The sequence below is a fragment of the Microbispora catharanthi genome, assembly GCF_006334915.2.
GTDB lineage: Bacteria > Actinomycetota > Actinomycetes > Streptosporangiales > Streptosporangiaceae > Microbispora > Microbispora catharanthi.
The window spans coordinates 340,426-357,963 of the sequence record NZ_VDMA02000005.1; the positions used below are offsets into that span (position 1 = coordinate 340,426).

At 72.1% G+C, this 17,538-nt stretch carries 15 protein-coding genes; 3 read left to right on the top strand and 12 right to left on the bottom strand.

Translation table 11 applies throughout. The features are described from left to right. The first annotated feature begins 254 nt into the window (after positions 1 to 254). On the top strand, positions 255 to 3,440 hold the full coding sequence (ileS, locus tag FH610_RS12100) for an isoleucine--tRNA ligase (RefSeq protein ID WP_139574411.1): 3,186 nt from the start codon (positions 255 to 257) through the stop codon (positions 3,438 to 3,440). A gap of 277 nt (positions 3,441 to 3,717) precedes the next feature. Here the strand turns inward: ileS and FH610_RS12105 are convergent, their stop codons facing one another. Continuing rightward, entirely contained in the window at positions 3,718 to 4,611 is an 894-nt protein-coding gene (locus tag FH610_RS12105; protein ID WP_139574412.1) for an NADP-dependent oxidoreductase, read from the bottom strand. 70 nt (positions 4,612 to 4,681) lie between these two features. Between FH610_RS12105 and FH610_RS12110 the strand changes: the two genes are divergently transcribed. Next, complete coding sequence (locus tag FH610_RS12110) at positions 4,682 to 5,323, top strand: TetR/AcrR family transcriptional regulator (protein ID WP_139574413.1); 642 nt, start codon at positions 4,682 to 4,684, stop codon at positions 5,321 to 5,323. Between the two features lie 113 nt (positions 5,324 to 5,436). Here the strand turns inward: FH610_RS12110 and FH610_RS12115 are convergent, their stop codons facing one another. Together FH610_RS12115 and FH610_RS12120 are read right to left on the bottom strand one after the other, a co-directional pair. After that, positions 5,437 to 5,847 carry a carboxymuconolactone decarboxylase family protein gene (locus FH610_RS12115; protein ID WP_205825713.1) on the bottom strand — a complete coding sequence of 137 codons (411 nt, stop codon included), beginning with the start codon at positions 5,845 to 5,847 and terminating at the stop codon, positions 5,437 to 5,439. Continuing rightward, positions 5,844 to 6,593, bottom strand: a complete 750-nt coding sequence (locus FH610_RS12120; RefSeq protein ID WP_139574415.1) for a dienelactone hydrolase family protein — start codon at positions 6,591 to 6,593, stop codon at positions 5,844 to 5,846. Before FH610_RS12120 ends, FH610_RS12115 begins: the two co-directional genes overlap by 4 nt. 138 nt (positions 6,594 to 6,731) lie before the next feature. On the opposite strand from FH610_RS12120, the gene FH610_RS12125 reads away from it, so the two are divergent. Further along, complete coding sequence (locus tag FH610_RS12125; protein WP_139574416.1) at positions 6,732 to 7,577, top strand: MmyB family transcriptional regulator; 846 nt, start codon at positions 6,732 to 6,734, stop codon at positions 7,575 to 7,577. Between the two features lie 254 nt (positions 7,578 to 7,831). Here FH610_RS12125 and FH610_RS12130 read toward each other — a convergent pair whose 3' ends face one another. The 9 genes from FH610_RS12130 to murG form a co-directional block, all read right to left on the bottom strand. Further along, positions 7,832 to 9,883 carry a hypothetical protein gene (locus FH610_RS12130; protein WP_139574417.1) on the bottom strand — a complete coding sequence of 684 codons (2,052 nt, stop codon included), beginning with the start codon at positions 9,881 to 9,883 and terminating at the stop codon, positions 7,832 to 7,834. A gap of 46 nt (positions 9,884 to 9,929) precedes the next feature. Further along, positions 9,930 to 10,793: a DivIVA domain-containing protein gene (locus tag FH610_RS12135; RefSeq protein WP_079318308.1), complete on the bottom strand. Its 864-nt coding sequence runs from the start codon at positions 10,791 to 10,793 to the stop codon at positions 9,930 to 9,932. A 49-nt stretch (positions 10,794 to 10,842) separates the two neighbouring features. Then, positions 10,843 to 11,109 carry a YggT family protein gene (locus tag FH610_RS12140; RefSeq protein WP_220504880.1) on the bottom strand — a complete coding sequence of 89 codons (267 nt, stop codon included), beginning with the start codon at positions 11,107 to 11,109 and terminating at the stop codon, positions 10,843 to 10,845. 104 nt (positions 11,110 to 11,213) lie between these two features. Further along, the gene (locus FH610_RS12145; RefSeq protein ID WP_139574418.1) at positions 11,214 to 11,741 is read right to left on the bottom strand and encodes a cell division protein SepF; all 528 of its coding nucleotides are present in this window, start codon (positions 11,739 to 11,741) and stop codon (positions 11,214 to 11,216) included. A 134-nt stretch (positions 11,742 to 11,875) separates the two neighbouring features. Next, positions 11,876 to 12,589, bottom strand: coding sequence for a YggS family pyridoxal phosphate-dependent enzyme (locus FH610_RS12150; RefSeq protein ID WP_139574419.1), 714 nt, complete (start codon positions 12,587 to 12,589; stop codon positions 11,876 to 11,878). 33 nt (positions 12,590 to 12,622) lie between these two features. After that, entirely contained in the window at positions 12,623 to 14,086 is a 1,464-nt protein-coding gene (ftsZ, locus tag FH610_RS12155; RefSeq protein WP_139574420.1) for a cell division protein FtsZ, read from the bottom strand. A gap of 247 nt (positions 14,087 to 14,333) precedes the next feature. After that, positions 14,334 to 15,005: a cell division protein FtsQ/DivIB gene (locus FH610_RS12160; RefSeq protein ID WP_139574421.1), complete on the bottom strand. Its 672-nt coding sequence runs from the start codon at positions 15,003 to 15,005 to the stop codon at positions 14,334 to 14,336. A gap of 31 nt (positions 15,006 to 15,036) precedes the next feature. Then, complete coding sequence (gene murC / locus FH610_RS12165) at positions 15,037 to 16,461, bottom strand: UDP-N-acetylmuramate--L-alanine ligase (RefSeq protein WP_139574422.1); 1,425 nt, start codon at positions 16,459 to 16,461, stop codon at positions 15,037 to 15,039. Beyond that, on the bottom strand, positions 16,458 to 17,537 hold the full coding sequence (gene murG / locus FH610_RS12170; RefSeq protein ID WP_139574423.1) for an undecaprenyldiphospho-muramoylpentapeptide beta-N-acetylglucosaminyltransferase: 1,080 nt from the start codon (positions 17,535 to 17,537) through the stop codon (positions 16,458 to 16,460). Before murG ends, murC begins: the two co-directional genes overlap by 4 nt. Position 17,538 lies beyond the last annotated feature (1 nt).

Genomic DNA, 17,538 nt, shown 5'->3' on the forward strand with positions numbered 1-17,538 from the left:
CCGCATCCGCCCGCTCAGCGACCCGGGGACGGTGTGAGCCCGGGGCGGGCCGCGAAGGGAAAGATCACCCCGGAGCCGCCGGAAGAAAGGCCGTCCCGGCCGAGTAGAACCGGCAGCGGAGAGCAAAACGAGAGGGCGTCCGGCACCGGCCGGACGTCAAGAAGGGTGGTACCGCGGGGCCGTCTCCGGCTTCGTCCCTTCACGCCAATGTCAGCAGCGCTGTCACAGCCACCGCGTGGAGGTCCCGCCCGACGATGTCTTCCCAATATTTCCGCTCACTTCCCGCGCAGGTCGACCTGCCGGCCCTCGAACACGAGGTCCTCGAACGCTGGCGGGACGGGAAGGTCTTCGAGCGCTCGCTGCAGCAGAACGCCGACGGCCCCTCCTGGGTGTTCTTCGAGGGCCCGCCCACGGCCAACGGCATGCCCGGGGTGCACCATGTCGAGGCCCGCGTCTTCAAGGACGTCTTCCCCCGCTACAAGTCGATGCGCGGCTACCACGTGCCCCGCAAGGCCGGCTGGGACTGCCACGGCCTGCCCGTCGAGGTCGCCGTCGAGAAGGAACTCGGCCTGTCCGGCAAGCCCGAGATCGAGTCGTACGGCATCGCCGAGTTCAACGCGCGCTGCCGCGAGTCGGTGCTGCGGAACGTCGACGCGTTCGAGGAGATGACCGAGCGGATGGGCTACTGGGTCGACATGTCCCAGGCCTACCGCACCATGGACCCCCAGTACGTCGAGGCCGTCTGGTGGTCGCTCAAGGTCGTCTGGGACAAGGGCCTGCTGTTCCGCGACCACCGGATCACGCCGTACTGCCCCCGCTGCGGCACCGGGCTGTCGGACCACGAGCTCGGCCAGCCCGGCGGCTACGAGACCGTCTCCAGCCCGTCGGTGTACGTGCGGATGCCCGTCGTCTCCGGCCCCCTGGCCGAGATGGACGCCTCGCTGCTGATCTGGACCACCACTCCCTGGACCCTGGTGTCCAACACCGCGGTCGCCGTGCACCCCGACGTGACGTACGTCGCGGCCCGGCGCGGCGACGAGGTGCTCGTGGTGGCCGAGCCGCTGCTGCGGCGGGTCCTCGGCGAGGACGCCGAGGTGCTGGCCACCTACCAGGGCTCCGAGCTGGAGCACACCGCCTACCGGCGCCCCTTCGATCTGGTGGACATCGAGGGCGCCCACTACGTCGTGCTCGGCACGTACGTCACGGTCGAGGACGGCACCGGCCTGGTCCACCAGGCCCCCGCCTTCGGCGCCGACGACATGGCCGTCTGCAAGCGCTACGGCCTGCCGGTGGTGAACCCGATCGGCCCGGACGGGCGCTTCCTGCCGGACGTGCCGTTCGTGGGCGGCCTGTTCTTCAAGGACGCCGACGAACCGCTGACGGAGAACCTGCGCGAGCGCGGGCTGCTGTTCCGCGGCGAGCACTTCGAGCACAGCTACCCGCACTGCTGGCGCTGCCACACCCCGCTGCTCTACTACGCGCTCCCGTCCTGGTACATCAGGACCACCGCGATCAAGGACCGGCTCCTCGCCGAGAACGAGCGCACCAACTGGTTCCCTGAGACGATCAAGCACGGCCGGTACGGCGAGTGGCTGCGCAACAACGTCGACTGGGCGCTGTCGCGGTCCCGCTACTGGGGCACCCCGCTGCCGCTGTGGGTCTGCTCGCAGGACGAGGAGCACGTCACCTGCGTCGGCTCGCTGCAGGAGCTGGGCGAGCTGGCGGGCCGCGACCTGACCGGGTTCGACCCGCACCGCCCGTTCGTCGACGACATCACGTTCCCCTGTCAGCATCGTGTCGGAGACGCGTCAGGGGCACTGTGCCAGGCGGAGGCGCGGCGGGTGCCCGACGTGATCGACGTCTGGTACGACTCGGGCGCCATGCCGTTCGCCCAGTGGGGCGCGCCGCTGGTCAACAAGGACGTCTTCGAGAACTCCTTCCCCGGCCAGTTCATCTGCGAGGCGATCGACCAGACCCGCGGCTGGTTCTACTCGATGATGACCGTCGGCACGCTGGTGTTCGACCGGTCGTCGTACGAGAACGTGCTCTGCCTCGGCCTGATCCTCGCCGAGGACGGCCGCAAGATGAGCAAGCACCTGGGCAACGTGTTGCGGCCCATGCCGCTCATGGACCAGCACGGCGCCGACGCCCTGCGCTGGTACATGGCCACCTCCGGGTCCCCCTGGGCGCCCCGGCGGATCGGCCACGCCGCGCTGGAGGAGATCGTCCGCAAGGTCCTGCTGACCTACTGGAACACCGCGTCGTTCTTCGCGCTCTACGCCAACGCCGAGTCGTGGTCCCCGGCCCGGATGGCCGAGGCCCCGGCGTACGCGGAGCGGCCGCTGATCGACCGGTGGGCGCTGGCGGAGCTGCACCGCACGGTGGCCGAGGTCACCGCGTCGTTGGAGGAGTTCGACACCGCCCGGGCCGGGCGTCGGCTCACCGAGTTCCTGGACGACCTGTCCAACTGGTACGTCCGCCGCTCGCGCCGCCGCTTCTGGTCCGGCGAGGCGTCGGCCTTCGCGACGCTGTACGAGTGCCTGGAGACCGTCACCCGGCTCATGGCCCCGCTCGTGCCGTTCCTCACCGACTACCTCTGGGACGTGCTGCGCGACCCGGACGCCCCGGCCTCGGTGCACCTGGCCACCTGGCCGGAGGTGAATTCCGCGCTGCTCGACCCCGAGCTGTCGGAGCGGATGGCGCTGGTGCGCCGCCTGGTAGAGCTGGGCCGGTCGGCCCGCGCCTCGTCGTCGGTCAAGACCCGCCAGCCGCTCGGCCGGGCCCTGGTCGGCGCCCCCGGCTGGGCCGCGCTGCCCGGCGAGCTGCGCGACCTGATCGCCGACGAGCTCAACGTCCAGCGGCTGGAGGACCTGTCCGGGTTCTCCGCCGACCTGGTGACGTTCACGGTCAAGCCCAACTTCCGCAGCCTGGGCAAGCGGTTCGGCTCGCAGACCAAGCTCGTCGCCGCGGCCGTGTCGGGCGCCGACGCGGCGGCGCTGGCCCGGGCCCTGCGCTCGGGCGGCTCAGCGACGGTCGAGGCCGCCGAGCTGGGCACGGTGGAGCTGGGCGCGGACGACGTGATCGTGACCGAGCAGCCGAAGTCGGGCTGGGCCGTGGAGACCGGCGCGGTGGACACCGGCACCGGCGAGACCGTGGCGCTGGACCTGGCGATCACCGACGAACTGCGCCGGGCCGGCCTGGTCCGCGACGTGATCCGGCTCGTCCAGGAGGCCCGCAAGTCCACCGGCCTGTCCATCACCGACCGCATCCACCTGTGGTGGTCGGCCGACGGTGAGCTGGCCGAGGCGCTGCGCGAGGGCGGCGACGCCGTCGCCGACGAGGTGCTGGCGGCGAGCCTCACCGAAGGCGTCCCTGACGAGGACCTGCGGGTCCACGAGGACGCCGACCTCGGCCTGTCCTTCCGCCTGCGCAAGGCCTGATCCCGCAGCCGATGGGGCCGGTCGCCGACCGGCCCCATCGGCGTGTGGATCGCCCGCACGCCTCCGTCATCGGAGGCGGCAGGACGCGGGCCGCGCAAGGCCTCCATCTGCCCCGATCGGGCAGCCCGACCACTTGGTCATCGCGTGGACCGCATGCCGCGAGCACCAGCCCGAAGACCGGCAGCCACCCCTGCCCGGCGGACTCGGCGACGGGAAGCACGTCCACCACCGCCGAGGAACTCAGCATGCCGGGCCGTGCGACTGCGCAGGAAACGGCTCAAACGACAACGACCCGGCGCCCGCGCGTGTGACCGGCTTGGCTGTCGATATGCGCCGCCACGGCCTCGGCGAGCGTGTACGACTTCTCGACCGGGATGTGGAGCTTTCCTCGAGAGATGAGGCCGGCGGCCTCGGCGAGCGCTTCCGGCATGCTCCCGGCCACGCCGGAGAATCGGACACCGAGCTCCGGCGCGCCGAGATCGGCGATGGAGATCACCATCTGCGGATCCCCGGTCAGCTCGACGAGCTCGCGAATCACGCCCGAGCCGGCCAGATCGAGAGCCGCGTCGACATGGCCGAGCTGCCGCACCCGCTCGACCCAGCCCTCGCCGTACGTCGTCGCGACGGCGCCCAGGCTGCGCAGATAGTCCTGGTTCGCGGCCCCAGCCGTGCCGATCACCACAATGCCGCGGTCGCGGGCGATCTGCAGCACCGCCGATCCGACTCCCCCGGACGCACCGCTGACCAGCAGCGTCTGCCCGGGCCGCACACCGACCTGGCGGATGATGCGCAGCGCGGTCTCCACCACGGAGGGGTACCCGGCCGCCTCTTCGAACGTCAGCCCCTCGGGCATGGGGGCCCAGGCCGACAGCACGGCGAACTCGGCATAGGTGCTCGAACCTTCGCCGAACACGTGGTCGCCGATTTCGACCCCTTCGACGCCCTCGCCGACCTCGTCCACCACCCCGGAGGCATCCAGCCCGACTCCGGCGGGCAACTCGATCGGATGGACCTTCTGGAACTGGCCTTCGCGGACCCTCCAGTCGACGGGGTTCACGCCCGCCGCCCGCACGGCGATGCGTACCTGGCCGGGGGCCGCGTGGGGCTCCTCGGCGTCGACCAGTCGCAGAACGTCCGGACCGCCGAACTCGGCGAAGCTCACTTTCTTCATGCGGCCGACCGTAGCACTAACCGTTAGCGTTTAAAAACCGTTCTGCTTTTGTATCTGCTAGTATCAGGACATGACCGTCCCGTCCGGACGCCGTGAGCGCAAGAAGGCCGCGACCCGCCAGAAGATCGCCGATACCGCCCTGCGGCTCTTCCTGGAACGCGGGTATGACGCGGTGGGCATCCGTGACGTGGCCGCCGAGGCCGACGTGGCCGTCACCACGCTCTTCTCCCACTTCGCCTCGAAAGAGGCCCTGGTGTTCGAGCAGGACGGAGACTTCGAGCAACGCCTCACGCAGGCGGTCGCCTGCCGGGCCCCGCACGAGCCGCTCATGCCTGCGCTGCGCCGCGAGATCCAGGCCCTGGTGCGGCATTGCACGGCCGACAGCTCCGCCCCGATCTGGCGCATGGTCGACGAATCGCCCGCCCTGCGGGAGTACGAGGAGTCGATGAGGCTGCGCCATGCGGAGTCGCTGGCTAGGGCCATCGCCGCCGATCTCGACCTGTCAGAGACCACAACGGCCTGCCGGACGATCGCGAGGTTCGTGATCGACGCCTATTCGCTGGCTCGAGAGGCGGCCGATCCCGAGACCGCGGTGGACGAGATCTTCCACATGATCGAGGCGGCCTGGGAGGTCACCTGCCCTTCCGGAGGTGCGCGAGGTACTGTTCCTCCAGGCAAGGCAGGGGCCGGTCGCGCTGTTACGAGTCGCTGAACGCGTGGTTTCTGTCGACGTGGCACAGGTACAGCGACCATCCCACGAGGTGGAGCACTCACCGGTGCCGGTTCAGTGATCCTCGGCCTTACCGGGAAGCCGTGTCTTCACCGTCATGGACCGATCGCGTCTGTCCCGGCCGGTCTGACGGGGAGCAGTCCGCGGGCGTCCAGGACCTGCCGGGCCAGTGTCATCGCGCCGAAGACGCGCGGGAAGCCCGCGTACGGAAGCGCTTGCATGATCGCCTCGACCAGTTCGCCGGGCCGCAGGCCCGCGTTGAGTGCCGTTTCCAGATGTGCCCGGAGCTGGGGCTCGACCCCGCCGAGGGTGATCAGCGCACCGATGACGACCAGCTCCCGCCGGGCGGCGTCGAGCCCGGGGCGGGCGTGGACGTCCCCGTAGGCGAACTCGACCGCCAGCCGCGACAGGTCCGGGGCGATGTCGGCGAGGGCGTCGTACGCCTCGGTGCGGGTGGCGCCGAGCTCGGTCTGGCGGGCGACGCCGCGTTTGTAGCGCTCGGTCACGCGGCGGCCTCCACGCCGTGGCGGGCGGTGAAGCCGAGGATGCGGTGCCATGCGTCGGCGCAGGCCTCCTGCCACTGGTTGTAGGAGTCGTCGAAGAACGAGTGCGGAGCGCCGTCGTACACGTGCGCCTCGTATTCCTTTCCGGCCCGGTCGAAGGCGGCGGTCAGTGCGGCGTACTCCTCCGGAGTGGTTGCCACGTCGGCCCCGGCGAGCAGCATGAGCAGCGGTACGGACGGCTCGGTCGTACGGTCGCCAAGGAAGCGGGGCGGACCGTAGAAGCCGATGGCGCCGGCGAGGCCGAGCCCGGCGGCGCCGAGCCGCCAGGAGTAGCCACCGCCGAGGCAGAAGCCGACGCTAAACAGCGGGCCGGGATGCCAGGCGCGGATCGCCTCGACGGCGGCCGCGGCGTCGGTCTCGACGTGAAGCGGTTCCAGCAGGGCGAGGTGGGCCCACCCGTCGAACGAGTCGTCCCGGTCGCCGGTGCCGGCGCTGCGCCCGTAGTAGTCCATGACCAGGGTGTGGAAGCCCGCCTCGGCGAATCGCAGCGCCAGGCTCTCGTAGAACGGGTGCACCCCGCGAAGGTCGGGTAGCAGCAGCACGCTGCGGCCGTTCGGCACGGCCGGGGCGGCCCGGTAGGCGCGGAACCTGTTGCCGTCGACGGTGCCGATCTTCAGTGGCCCGTGTTCTGCCACCCCTCCGGTGACGACGGGGGCGGCGGGCGGTCTGCTGTCGATGTCGTGGCACATCGTGGTCTCCTCTTCGTCCGGTGACGAGAGTCAGCCTCCCGCGCGCACGGCGGGCGGCCCAGGCCCGGCTTGTACGGGTACCGGCAGGGCCACCCTGAGCCCGCCGCGGGCCGCGAAAAAGCCGACATACTGGACGTCGTGGGAGATCGACACGAGCTGGCGGGTTTCCTCCGGTCCCGCCGGGGCCGAATCACACCCCAGACCGCAGGGATCGCCGCCGGGCCGCGCCGCCGTGTCCGGGGGCTGCGCCGGGAGGAGGTCGCGCAGCTCGCCGGGATCAGCGTGGAGTACTACCAGCGGCTGGAGCAGGGGCGGGCCGCGCGGCCGTCGTCCGAGGTGCTCGACGCCCTCGCCGCGGCGCTCCGCCTTGACGACGTGGAGCGCGAGCACCTGCGCACGCTCGCCGTGCGGGAACGTCCCCGGCGTGCGGCCCGGCCCCAGGACGCCCGGCCGGAGCTGGTGCGGATGCTGGACCTGATCCACACGCCCGCCATGGTCATCGACGACCGGTTCGACGTCCTCGCGGCCAATGCCGTCGCGGCCCGCCTCTTCGCCCTCGACACCGCCTCGCCCGTACGGGCGAACCTGGCCAGGCGGCTGTTCCTCGACTCGGGAAGCAGGGACTTCTACGTCGAGTGGGCCGACGTCGCCGCCGCGACCGCCGGGCAGCTGCGGGTGGCCGCGGGGCTGCACCCCCAAGACGCCGAGCTGGCCGGGCTGGTCCGCGAACTCGGCGACGGCAGCGAGACCTTCCGCGGGCTGTGGAACGCCCGCGAGGTGGACGTCCGTACATCCGGGACCAAGAGCTTCCGGCATCCCGCCCTGGGCACGATCACGTTCTGCTATGAGAACTTCGTGCCGGCGGGCGACCCCCGGCAGCGGCTGGTCGTGCTCGTCCCCGCTGCCGACGGCGCCGCCGAGGCGGCGGTCCACCTGCTGGCGGCCTGGGCGCGCGCCGAGCTGCGGTCCCCGGCGGAACGCTGAGATGGGGCCGGTCGGCGACCGGCCCCATCGTGGTGTGTCACCACCCAGCCTGGCAAAACCCCTGATCAGACGGGTGCCCCGGCCGTGTGGTCATCGCGCGAAAGAAGGTGACCGACACCGCTCCGTCGGGCAGACCTTGGCGGTCGCGGCACTAGCCGATCCGGGTGGGAGCGGTGCCCGCCAGGGGCGCCTACGTGACCATGCCGAGGCGGAAAGAGCGGCGCTCGCGCCCCGTCGAATGCGCAGGCCGCGTCTCAGCCGTTCTGGCAGACCGAGCAGGGGGTGAGGCCGGCCTCGTCGGCCTCGGCCCGTGTCATGGTCTCGATGCCCGAGTCGCCCATTCCGCTGATCAGGGGGCAACCGGTCTCGTGGTAGCGCCGCGTGCCGACCATGACCCGCACCCGCGTGTCCCCGTCCGCGGACGACTCGGCCGCGTCGGTCGTGCGATCCTCATCGGTCTCGCTCCCGGACCCGCCGCGGTCCTCGCCACCCTTGTCCGTGCTGTCCTTGTCCGTGCTGTCCTCGTCCGTGCCACCGGGCCCGGGCGTGGCCGCCTTTCCCGCGGGGGCCGCTCCGGAGGCGCCGTCGTCCTGCCGGGCGCCGTCCTCCTCCTCCGCGGAGCCGGTGGTGGAGCCGGCCGAGGCCGCGGATCCGGCGCGCCCGGATCCGCGGGTCTCTGCCGGCTCCACCGGCTTTCCGGTCCTCGCACGCGGGGGCGTGGGGACGTTCTCCGGGCGGGACGCCGCTTGCGCGTCCGCGTCGCCGGAGTCGCTCTGGTCGTCACGGGCCTGCTCGTCGTCCGCCCGGGAAGAGGAGGCCTTCTGCGGCGAGGCCGCACCCGCACCCGCACCGGGGGCCTTGTCCCCGGCCGCGGGATCGTCGGACTCGCCGTCCCCCGACGACGGGGTTTCCTTCCCCGCCTCCCCGGTCGACTTGGACCGTGCGGGGTCCCACGGCAGGGGGACCCTGCCGGGCCTGAACCAGTCGTGCTCCGCGGTGTCGGTCAGCGAGTCGTCCGTCTCGTCGTCCGCCTGGCCCGACGCCGATCCTGCCGCCGGCGGAGACCAGGCCGGTGCGGACCATGACGTGGCAGAAGGCCAGGACGGCGCGGAGGATCCGGACGACGACCCTGAAGACGCGGCGGAGGAGGAATCGGAAGGCGAGGGCGGCGGCGTGGAGGCGGCAGGCCGCGGCGGCGCCGTCGTCTCGGCGCCGGACTCAGGCGACCCGCTCCGGCCGAACCAGTCCACCGGCGTGTGCTCGTCGCCCTCGGTCCCGGCGTCGGCCTCGGAAGCCGTGTCACGCGCCGGACCGTCTTCCTCATCGGCCTCGCCGGCGTCGGCGGTCTTCCCTGACGCCTTTTCCGCCGTCTCACCGGGCTCTTCGCGCGCTTCGTCGTCGGACGGCTTGCCGCCGGAGGGCGTGGACGGGCCGGCCGTGGAAGGGCCTGACGCACCGGGAATGGACGACTGGGGGCCGGACGATTCAGGGCCGGACGATTCAGGGGAGGACGACTCGGGCAGGCGCGGCCCCGGGACGCCGGGCTGAGGGAACCGCGCGACGGGCGGCTCGCGATCAGCGGGCGTGGGACGGGACGTTTCCTGGCCGGTCGTGCCGGAGGTCGCGGCCGAAGGCGTGGTGGTCGTGGGGGCGGCTTCCGCGCGCAGGCTCTCGTCGCGAGCCGTGTCGTCGCGGAGGGCGGCCTCCTCCGGCTCCGCCGTGCGGGTGGAGATCTCGGGGAGACAGGTGGTGCAGGGAGTGAAGCCCTCCTCGCGGGCCTCCTCGTGCGTGAGCTCCTCGGTCTCACGCCCGGCGAGCTGGCGGCAGGTGGCCAGATGGAAGCGCTTGCGCCCGGGGATCACGAGCACGATCGCGTCGGGGGCGAGGCCGCGACCGGAACCGGTCGGCGGCCGCATGATCGGTCCCGTCCGCTGGGGCGGCGGAGATGGGAAGGCCTGCGGGGGCAATGCCCCGTGATGCGTGACCGGCGGGGCCGCCACCATGGGCGTCGCCACCGGATGCGCCGGTGCCCCGGCGAGGGCTCCGCCGTACGCCCCGCTCACGGCACCGACGTGCGCGAGCTGGGGCACGGACGAACCCTGGGGGGTGGGAGCGGTTCCCTCGGCGGCACGCCCACCGGCGGGGAACAGCTCATGGCGTCTCAGCAGTGCCCCGATCAGCAGGCAGACCGCCGACAGCACGCTGACGACGATCGACCACATCACTAGAGGGGGTGTCCCCAGCACGACGCCCGCGATGAGCAGGACGATTGCGGCGAGGACCAGTGCGGCACTGATGAGGATCACGGGGGGTTCTCCGAGCTATCGGGTCCCTGTGAGGACCCGCCACTGCTTACCGGCGGTCGTTGTGGGGGCCGTCGGGTCCGGGGAAGGCGCCGGAGTGCTGCGAGGGCTCCTGGCCGAACGGGTTGGGGGCGGCGGTCATCTGCTGGGGACCGGGGGCGACGGCGTGGGCCATGGCCGGGGCGGCGCCCACGATCGGGAAGCCTCCGCTGCCTTCACCCGCGACGTTCAGCTCGGCGAGCTGGTTCTCCAGGTACAGCTTGAGACGGCTGCGGTACTCGCGCTCGAAGCTGCGCAGCTCCTCGACCTTGCGCTCCAGCTCGTCGCGGGTCTGCACGAGGGTGCCCATGGCCTGGCGGTGCCGCTCCTGGGCGTCGCGCTCCAGCGTCTCGGCGCGGGCGCGGGCGTCGCCGATGATCTGCTCGGCCTGGCGGCGGGCCTTGCCGAGGATGTCGTCGGCCTCACGCCGGGCGCGGGTCACGGTCTCGTCCGCCTCGCGACGGGCGTCGGCGATCGCCTGGTCGGCCGTCTGCTGGGCGAGGGCGAGCACGCGGGCCGCGGTGTCCATGTTGTCCTCGGCGGGCGGCAGGCCCATGCCGACGGGCACCGGCTCGGGACGGGCCGGCTCCGGAGGCTTGATCGGCTCCGGCTGGGGGGCCATCATCTCGGGCTTCGGCTCGGCCACGGGAGCGGGCGCCATCTGCATGGAGCCGGGCATGCCCATGCCCCCGGGAACCTTGCCCCTGAGGCACTCGGCCAGCTTCGCGCGGAGTTCCTCGTTCTCCTGGATGAGGCGGTCCAGTTCGGCCTCGACCTCGTCGAGGAACGCGTCGACCTCCTCCTCGTCGTACCCCGGCCTCAGCCGGGTGGTACTGAACTGCTTGTTCCGCACATCGGCGGGCGTCAACGGCATTTGGGTCTCCTTGGCGCGCTTGGAGTCTGTCCGGTCGGACGGTACCCGATCAACGAAGCGCGTTCACGACTTGGATCAAGACCAAAACCACAATGAACAGCACTGTGAAGCTCAGGTCAAAGGCCACCGTACCCAACCTGAGGGGCGGAATGAAACGGCGGAGGAACTTGAGAGGCGGGTCGGTCACTGTGTAAACCGCCTCCGCCAGCACCAGGACGACCCCGGTGGGCCGCCAGGCGCGGGCGAACGCCTGCACCGTATCTATGATCATTCTGCCGATCAGCAGAACCAGGAAGAGGGTCAGGGCGATGACCAAGATCTCGCTAATGATCCCCACGGTCGAGCCCCGCCTCCCCTCGGTCCAGCCGTCCTCGGGCCGCACGGGCACCGCTCAGCCGGTCACTGTTCATGTATGGAACTCTAGCTCTGGTTGAAGAAGCCGCGTTCCGCGATTCTGGCCTTGTCCTCGGCGGTCACCTCAACGTTGGCGGGGGACAACAGGAACACCTTGTTGGTAACACGTTCGATGCTGCCGTGTAGGCCAAAGACGAGACCTGCCGCGAAATCGACAAGGCGCTTGGCGTCGCTGTCGACCATCTCTGTCAGATTCATGATGACCGGCGTGCCCTCGCGGAAGTGCTCGCCGATCGTCCGCGCCTCGTTGTACGTGCGGGGATGCAGGGTGGTGATGCGCGCCAGATCGGTCGTGCGGCGCTCCAGCACGGTTGTGGGGGGACGCGGAGCGGGAACGGCCGTCTCGGTGTCGTCCTCGCGCTCCAGGGGCCCGGAGTGCGTGCCCGAGGGGCCGGCGAAGCCGCGCCGCGGCGACTCGAACTCCTCGTCGCCGTACTCCTCGTCGGTGCCGTACTCTGCCGCGTACCTGTCTTCGTAGCGGTCGTCCTCCACGAGACCGAGGTAGACCGCCATCTTGCGCATCGCGCCGGCCATCGCTCGTCGTCCTCCGCTTTACTGGTGCCTTCAAGGTCCCTTCGGAAGGCCAGGGCGGTAGCCGTACCCCCCTTGGAGCTCACCGCTGATCGACCTCTACCTGAGCGCGGACACCATGGTCCACTTGGGGGACATTACCTGACGAAGGGCTTTCTGCGGCCGAGCAACGCCGTACCGACTCGCAGGTGTGTCGCGCCGTTCGCCACAGCCTGGGGGATGTCTCCACTCATCCCGGCCGATATCACATCGGCCGCGGGGTGTTCCTCGCGGACCCGCTCGGCGACGGCCCGCAGCCGGGCGAACGCGGCGGCCGGGTCCTCCCCCAGCGGGGCGACCGCCATGACCCCCCGCAGGCGTAGCCCCTCCGCCTTCGCGACGAGCCCCGCGAGCGCCGGCACCTCCTGCGGCGCGGCGCCGCCCCGCCCGGCCCCGCCCTCACCCGGAGCGGCGTCGAGGTCGACCTGGATGAGGCAGTCCACCTCGCGCCCCGCGCGTACGGCCTCGCGGCTGAGCGCGTCCACCAGACGGGGGCGGTCCACCGAGTGGACCATGTGGGCGTAGGAGGCGACCGAGCGGACCTTGTTCGTCTGTAACTGGCCGATGAAATGCCACGTGAGGCCGAGATCGCCGCACTCGGCCGCCTTGACCGCCGCCTCCTGGTCGCGGTTCTCGCCGACGTGCGACACGCCCAGCTCCGCGAGCAGCCGCACGTCGGAGGCCGGGTAGGTCTTCGTCACCGCGATCAGCGTGATCTCCGACCGCGACCGGCCCGCGGCCCGGCAGGCGTCGTCGATGCGCCGCTCCACCTCGTCCAGCGCCGCGGCCAGTTCCTCGCGCCGGTCACCCACGGACCGCGCCCCCGGCCGTACGGACGTCCAGCGTCACTTGAGGAAGTCCGGCACGTCGAGCTCCTCCTCCTGCTCCTCGAACACCACCGGACGCCGGGGACCCGGCTGAGCGGTCCTGGAGGTGATCGGGGTCGGCGGCTCGGGAGTCGGGCGCGGGATCGACAGCGGCCCGGTGGCGCCCTGGTCGCGCCCGCCGTCGGCCGCCGCGTCGCGCGGGAACGGCGTGACCGGCTCGGCCTGCTGGGCCTGCGGCGCGGACGCCGCCTGCGACGTCGCCTGCTGGACCGGCTGGCTCGCGGGCTGGGCCGGCGGCGGCACGGGGTTCGCCGGAAGCGCGTTCATCGGCAGCTGGGTCACCGGCGGAGTAGCGGGCTGCGCCGGCGCGGGCGCGGGCTGCGCCATGCTGCTCATCGGACGCACCGGCGGCTGCGCGGGCTCCGCGCGCGGCTCCGGCTTGGCCGGGGCGGGCGCGGGACGGGTCGCGGGCGCGGCCGGCGCCGGCCGGGCCTGCTGGGGCCGCGACAGCGGCGCGGCCACCGCCTTGGCCGGTTCGGGCTCGTCGAAACCGGCCGCGATGACCGTCACCCGCACCTCGTCGCCGAGCGCGTCGTCGATGACCGTGCCGAAGATGATGTTGGCGTCGGGCGCGGCGGCGTTGCTGACGAGCTGGGCCGCCTCGTTGATCTCGAACAGGCCCAGGTCGGAGCCGCCCGCGATGGACAGCAGCACGCCGTGGGCGCCGTCGATGCTCGCCTCCAGCAGCGGGCTGGAGACCGCCATCTCGGCGGCGGCGACCGACCGGTCGTCGCCCCTGGCGTGGCCGATGCCCATGAGGGCCGAGCCCGCGCCGGACATGACCGACTTCACGTCGGCGAAGTCCAGGTTGATCAGACCGGGCGTGGTGATGAGGTCGGTGATGCCCTGCACACCGGACAGCAGCACCTGGTCGGCGGCCTTGAACGCGTCGAGCACGCTCACCTGGCGGTCGGAGATCGACAGCAGCCGGTCGTTCGGGATGACGATCAGCGTGTCGACCTCCTCGCGGAGGGTCTCGATGCCGGCCTCGGCCTGCATGGCCCGGCGCTTGCCCTCGAAGCTGAAGGGCCGGGTGACCACGCCGATCGTGAGCGCGCCGAGCGAGCGGGCGATGCTGGCCACGACCGGCGCGCCGCCGGTCCCGGTGCCGCCGCCCTCGCCCGCGGTCACGAAGACCATGTCGGCGCCCTTGATGACCTCCTCGATCTCCTCCCGGTGGTCCTCGGCGGCCTTGCGGCCCACCTCCGGGTTGGCGCCCGCGCCGAGACCCCGGGTGAGCTCGCGCCCCACGTCGAGCTTCACGTCGGCGTCACTCATCAGCAGCGCCTGGGCGTCAGTGTTTATGGCGATGAACTCGACGCCCTTGAGTCCCTCCTCGATCATCCGGTTGACGGCGTTCACTCCGCCGCCGCCGATGCCGACGACCTTGATGACCGCGAGGTAGTTCTGCGGTGCTGCCACGACGAGGGGCCTTTCCGCTCGTTTGCGTTTCATGCGGGCAGGGCCCGCCGTCTTCTGAACTCTCACCCTCAAGTTGAGATTTAGAGTTATGTCAACCTGAGGATTGATACGGACAGTAGGGTTGCGCGTCCCCCAGGGTCAACTAACCGCGCCGCAAGGCCGTCCGGCGTGTCGCGCGCTGTCCTATTCACACGATGCCCCGCTGAAAGGCGGTCCCGGATCATGCGTCCGCGGCCGGTGAGATATCTCACTTGACCGTCACCACCTGCGGCGAGCTGACATCGTAGCTGGTTCCCGGCTTGGCGAGGGCGGCCAGCAGGACACGTCCTTTCTGCGCCGAGCGCCCCGCGTCTCCCCATACGACCGTACGGCCGTCGGTGAGTTTGAGCGTGATCGACCGTGGTGAGGAGACGCGCAGCTCCCGCAGGCGCTGCAGGACGCTCTCCGGCAGCGCCCGCAGCACGGTGAGCCCGGCCCTGGTGGCCGGGTCGTCCACGGCGGCCCGCTGGACGCGCAGCACCGGCAGCCGGGGCGGGGCCACGGTCACCTGCTGCAGGACGACGCCGTACCGGTCGATCACCGCGGTCGTCCCGCCCATGGGCACGGCGGCGGCGGGGACGCGTTCTACCACGCTGATGCGCAGCGTTCCCGGCCAGCCGCGGTCGACGGTGGCCGACTCGATCGCGCGCATCGCCCGCAGCCGCCCTTCGACCCCGGCGAGGTCGACGGTGGCGAGCGGCGTGCCGGTGCGCACCCCCGCGGCCTGCCGCAGCTGCTCGGCGGGGATCCGGCTGTTGCCGGTGATCTCGACCTCCCGCACGCCGAGGACGGGCGAGAAGAACACCACCCATGTGGCGACGCCCACCACCCCGCCGGTCAGCAGGGTCGCGAGGGCCGAACGCCGGACGGCCCGCCTCACCGGTCCCCCACCCTCCGGATCACGGCCCGCATCACCGGGCGGACAGCTCCGCGACGATCTTCGGGCCGAGCTCCGTCACGTCTCCCGCGCCCATCGTCAGCACGATGTCCCCGGCACGGGCCCGGCCGGCGACGAGCGCCGGCACGGCCTGCCGGTCGGGCGCGTAGACGACCCGCTCGACGGGAAGCGGGATCTTCCCCGCGACCAGCGCGCCGGAGACCCCCGGCTCGGGGTCCTCGCGCGCGCCGTACACGTCCAGCACGACCACCTCGTCGGCGAGGCCGAGCGCCGCGCCGAACTCGTCGGCGAAGAACCGGGTGCGCGAGTACAGGTGCGGCTGGAAGACCGCGATGACCCGGCCGTCGCCGGTGACGACGTCGCGGGCGGCACGCAGGTCGGCGGTCAGCTCGGTCGGATGATGGGCGTAGCTGTCGAAGACCGTCACGCCCGCGGCCTCGCCCTTGGACTCGAACCGCCGCTTGGCCCCGGTGAAGGCGGCCAGGCCCTCCTTGACGTCGTCGAAGCGCAGACCGAGGTGGAGCGCCACGGCGATCACCGCGGTGGCGTTGAGCGCGTTGTGCCGGCCCGGCACGGCGAGGCGCACCTCGCCGCGTCCCGCTCCCCCGGGCACGGCGGGGCCGAGCTCCACGCAGAACTCCACGCCGAGGCCGCGCGGCACCACGTCGGTCGTGCGCAGGTCGACGCCGGCGCTCTCGCCGTACGTGACGACGGTGAGGCCGCGCTCACGCGCGAGGGGCACGAGGGCGGCGGCGCCCGGGTCGTCGGCGCACACCACGAGCAGCGACCCGATCCGCTCGACGAAGCGGGCGAAACTGTCGTGGACGGCCTGGGGGTCGCCGTAGTTGTCGAGGTGGTCGGCCTCGACGTTGGTCACCACGGCGATGCGCGGCGCGAGCATGAGGAACGAGCCGTCGCTCTCGTCGGCCTCCGCCACGAACACCTCGCCCGCGCCGTCGTCGGCGCCGAGCCCGGTCGTCACGAGCTGCCCGCCGACGCAGTACGACGGGTCCTCGCCGCACTTCTGCAGGGCCACGGTCAGCATCGAGGTCGTCGTGGTCTTGCCGTGCGTGCCGGCGACGGCGATGCCGGTGCGGCCGGTCATGACCGAGGCCAGCGCGGCGGCGCGCGGGATCACCCGCAGGTTCTGCCGCAACGCCTCCCCCAGCTCGGGGTTGGAGTCGCGGATGGCGGTGGACACCACGACCGTGTCCACCTCCTTGATGTGGGAGGCGGCGTGGCCGACGTGGATGACGGCGCCCAGCTCGCGCAGCTCGGCCAGCAGCTCGGAGGGCCGCGCGTCGCTGCCCGACACCGGCACGCCCCGCTTGAGCAGGATCCGGGCGATGCCGGACATCCCGGCGCCGCCGATGCCGATGAAGTGCACCCGCCCCAGGTCGGCCGCCGGGACGGGATCCACGAGCTTGACGAGACTCATCGGTGAGCGATCTCCAGCACCTTGCGGGCGAGCGCCATGTCGGCGTCCTTGCGGCCCATCCGCGATGCGGCCTCGGACATCGCGACCACACGCTCGGGGTCGTTCAGGATCGGCAGCAGCGTCTGGACGATCCAGGCGGCCGACAGGTTCGCATCGTCGACCATCAGACCGCCCCCGGCCCGCACGATGGGCTCGGCGTTCAGGCGCTGCTCGCCGTTGCCGTGCGGCAGCGGCACGAACGCCGCGGGCAGCCCCACGGCGGTGAGCTCTGCGCAGGTCATGGCGCCCGCGCGGGACAGCACGAGGTCGGCGGCGGCGTAGGCGAGGTCCATCCGGTCGACGTACGGCAGGATGACGTACTGCGGGTCGCCCGGCGGGAGCTCCGCCTCGACGGTGTTCTTGGGCCCGATCACGTGCAGCACCTGGACGCCCGCCGCCCGCAGGTAGGGCGCGGCCTCCAGCGCCGCCTGGTTGATCGAGCGGGCGCCCTGGGAGCCGCCGAACACGAGCAGCGTCACCCGGTCGGACTCCAGCCCGAAGTACGACCGCGCCTTGTCGCCCATCGACAGGCGGTCCATCATGCTGATCTCGCGGCGCAGCGGGATGCCGATGTACTCGGCGTTCGGGAGCACGGCGTCCGGGTGGCCGGTGAAGACGTGCTCGGTGAGGCGGGCGCCGAGCCGGTTGGCCAGGCCGGGCCGGGGGTTGGCCTCGTGGACCACGATCGGCACGCCGCGCCGCCGGGCGCCGAGGTAGCCGGGCGTGGCGACGTATCCGCCGAAGCCGACCAGGACGTCCGCGCCGACCTTGTCGAGGATGCCCGCGGCGCTGCCGATGGACCCGGCGAGGCGGCCTGGCACGGTGAGGAGCTGGGGGCTGAGCGAGCGGGGCAACGGCACGGCGGGCACGAGTTCGAGCTCGTAGCCCCGGGCGGGCACCAGGCGGGTCTCCAGGCCGCGCTCGGTGCCGAGGCAGGTGATGCCGATCCTCGGGTCGAGCCGGCGAAGCGCGTCGGCCAGCGCGAGCGCCGGCTCGATATGGCCGGCCGTCCCGCCGCCGGCGAGGACCACCCTCATG

What these genes read in the sequence shown, in the direction of transcription:
- FH610_RS12110 (WP_139574413.1), top strand. Translation starts at nt 4,682, where the DNA reads ATGACCGTCCCGTCCGGACGCCGTGAGCGCAAGAAGGCCGCGACCCGC.
- FH610_RS12120 (WP_139574415.1), bottom strand. Translation starts at nt 6,593, where the DNA reads ATGTGCCACGACATCGACAGCAGACCGCCCGCCGCCCCCGTCGTCACC.
- FH610_RS12145 (WP_139574418.1), bottom strand. Translation starts at nt 11,741, where the DNA reads ATGGCCGGCGCGATGCGCAAGATGGCGGTCTACCTCGGTCTCGTGGAG.
- ileS (WP_139574411.1), top strand. Translation starts at nt 255, where the DNA reads ATGTCTTCCCAATATTTCCGCTCACTTCCCGCGCAGGTCGACCTGCCG.
- FH610_RS12105 (WP_139574412.1), bottom strand. Translation starts at nt 4,611, where the DNA reads ATGAAGAAAGTGAGCTTCGCCGAGTTCGGCGGTCCGGACGTTCTGCGA.
- FH610_RS12135 (WP_079318308.1), bottom strand. Translation starts at nt 10,793, where the DNA reads ATGCCGTTGACGCCCGCCGATGTGCGGAACAAGCAGTTCAGTACCACC.
- murC (WP_139574422.1), bottom strand. Translation starts at nt 16,461, where the DNA reads ATGAGTCTCGTCAAGCTCGTGGATCCCGTCCCGGCGGCCGACCTGGGG.
- murG (WP_139574423.1), bottom strand. Translation starts at nt 17,537, where the DNA reads ATGAGGGTGGTCCTCGCCGGCGGCGGGACGGCCGGCCATATCGAGCCG.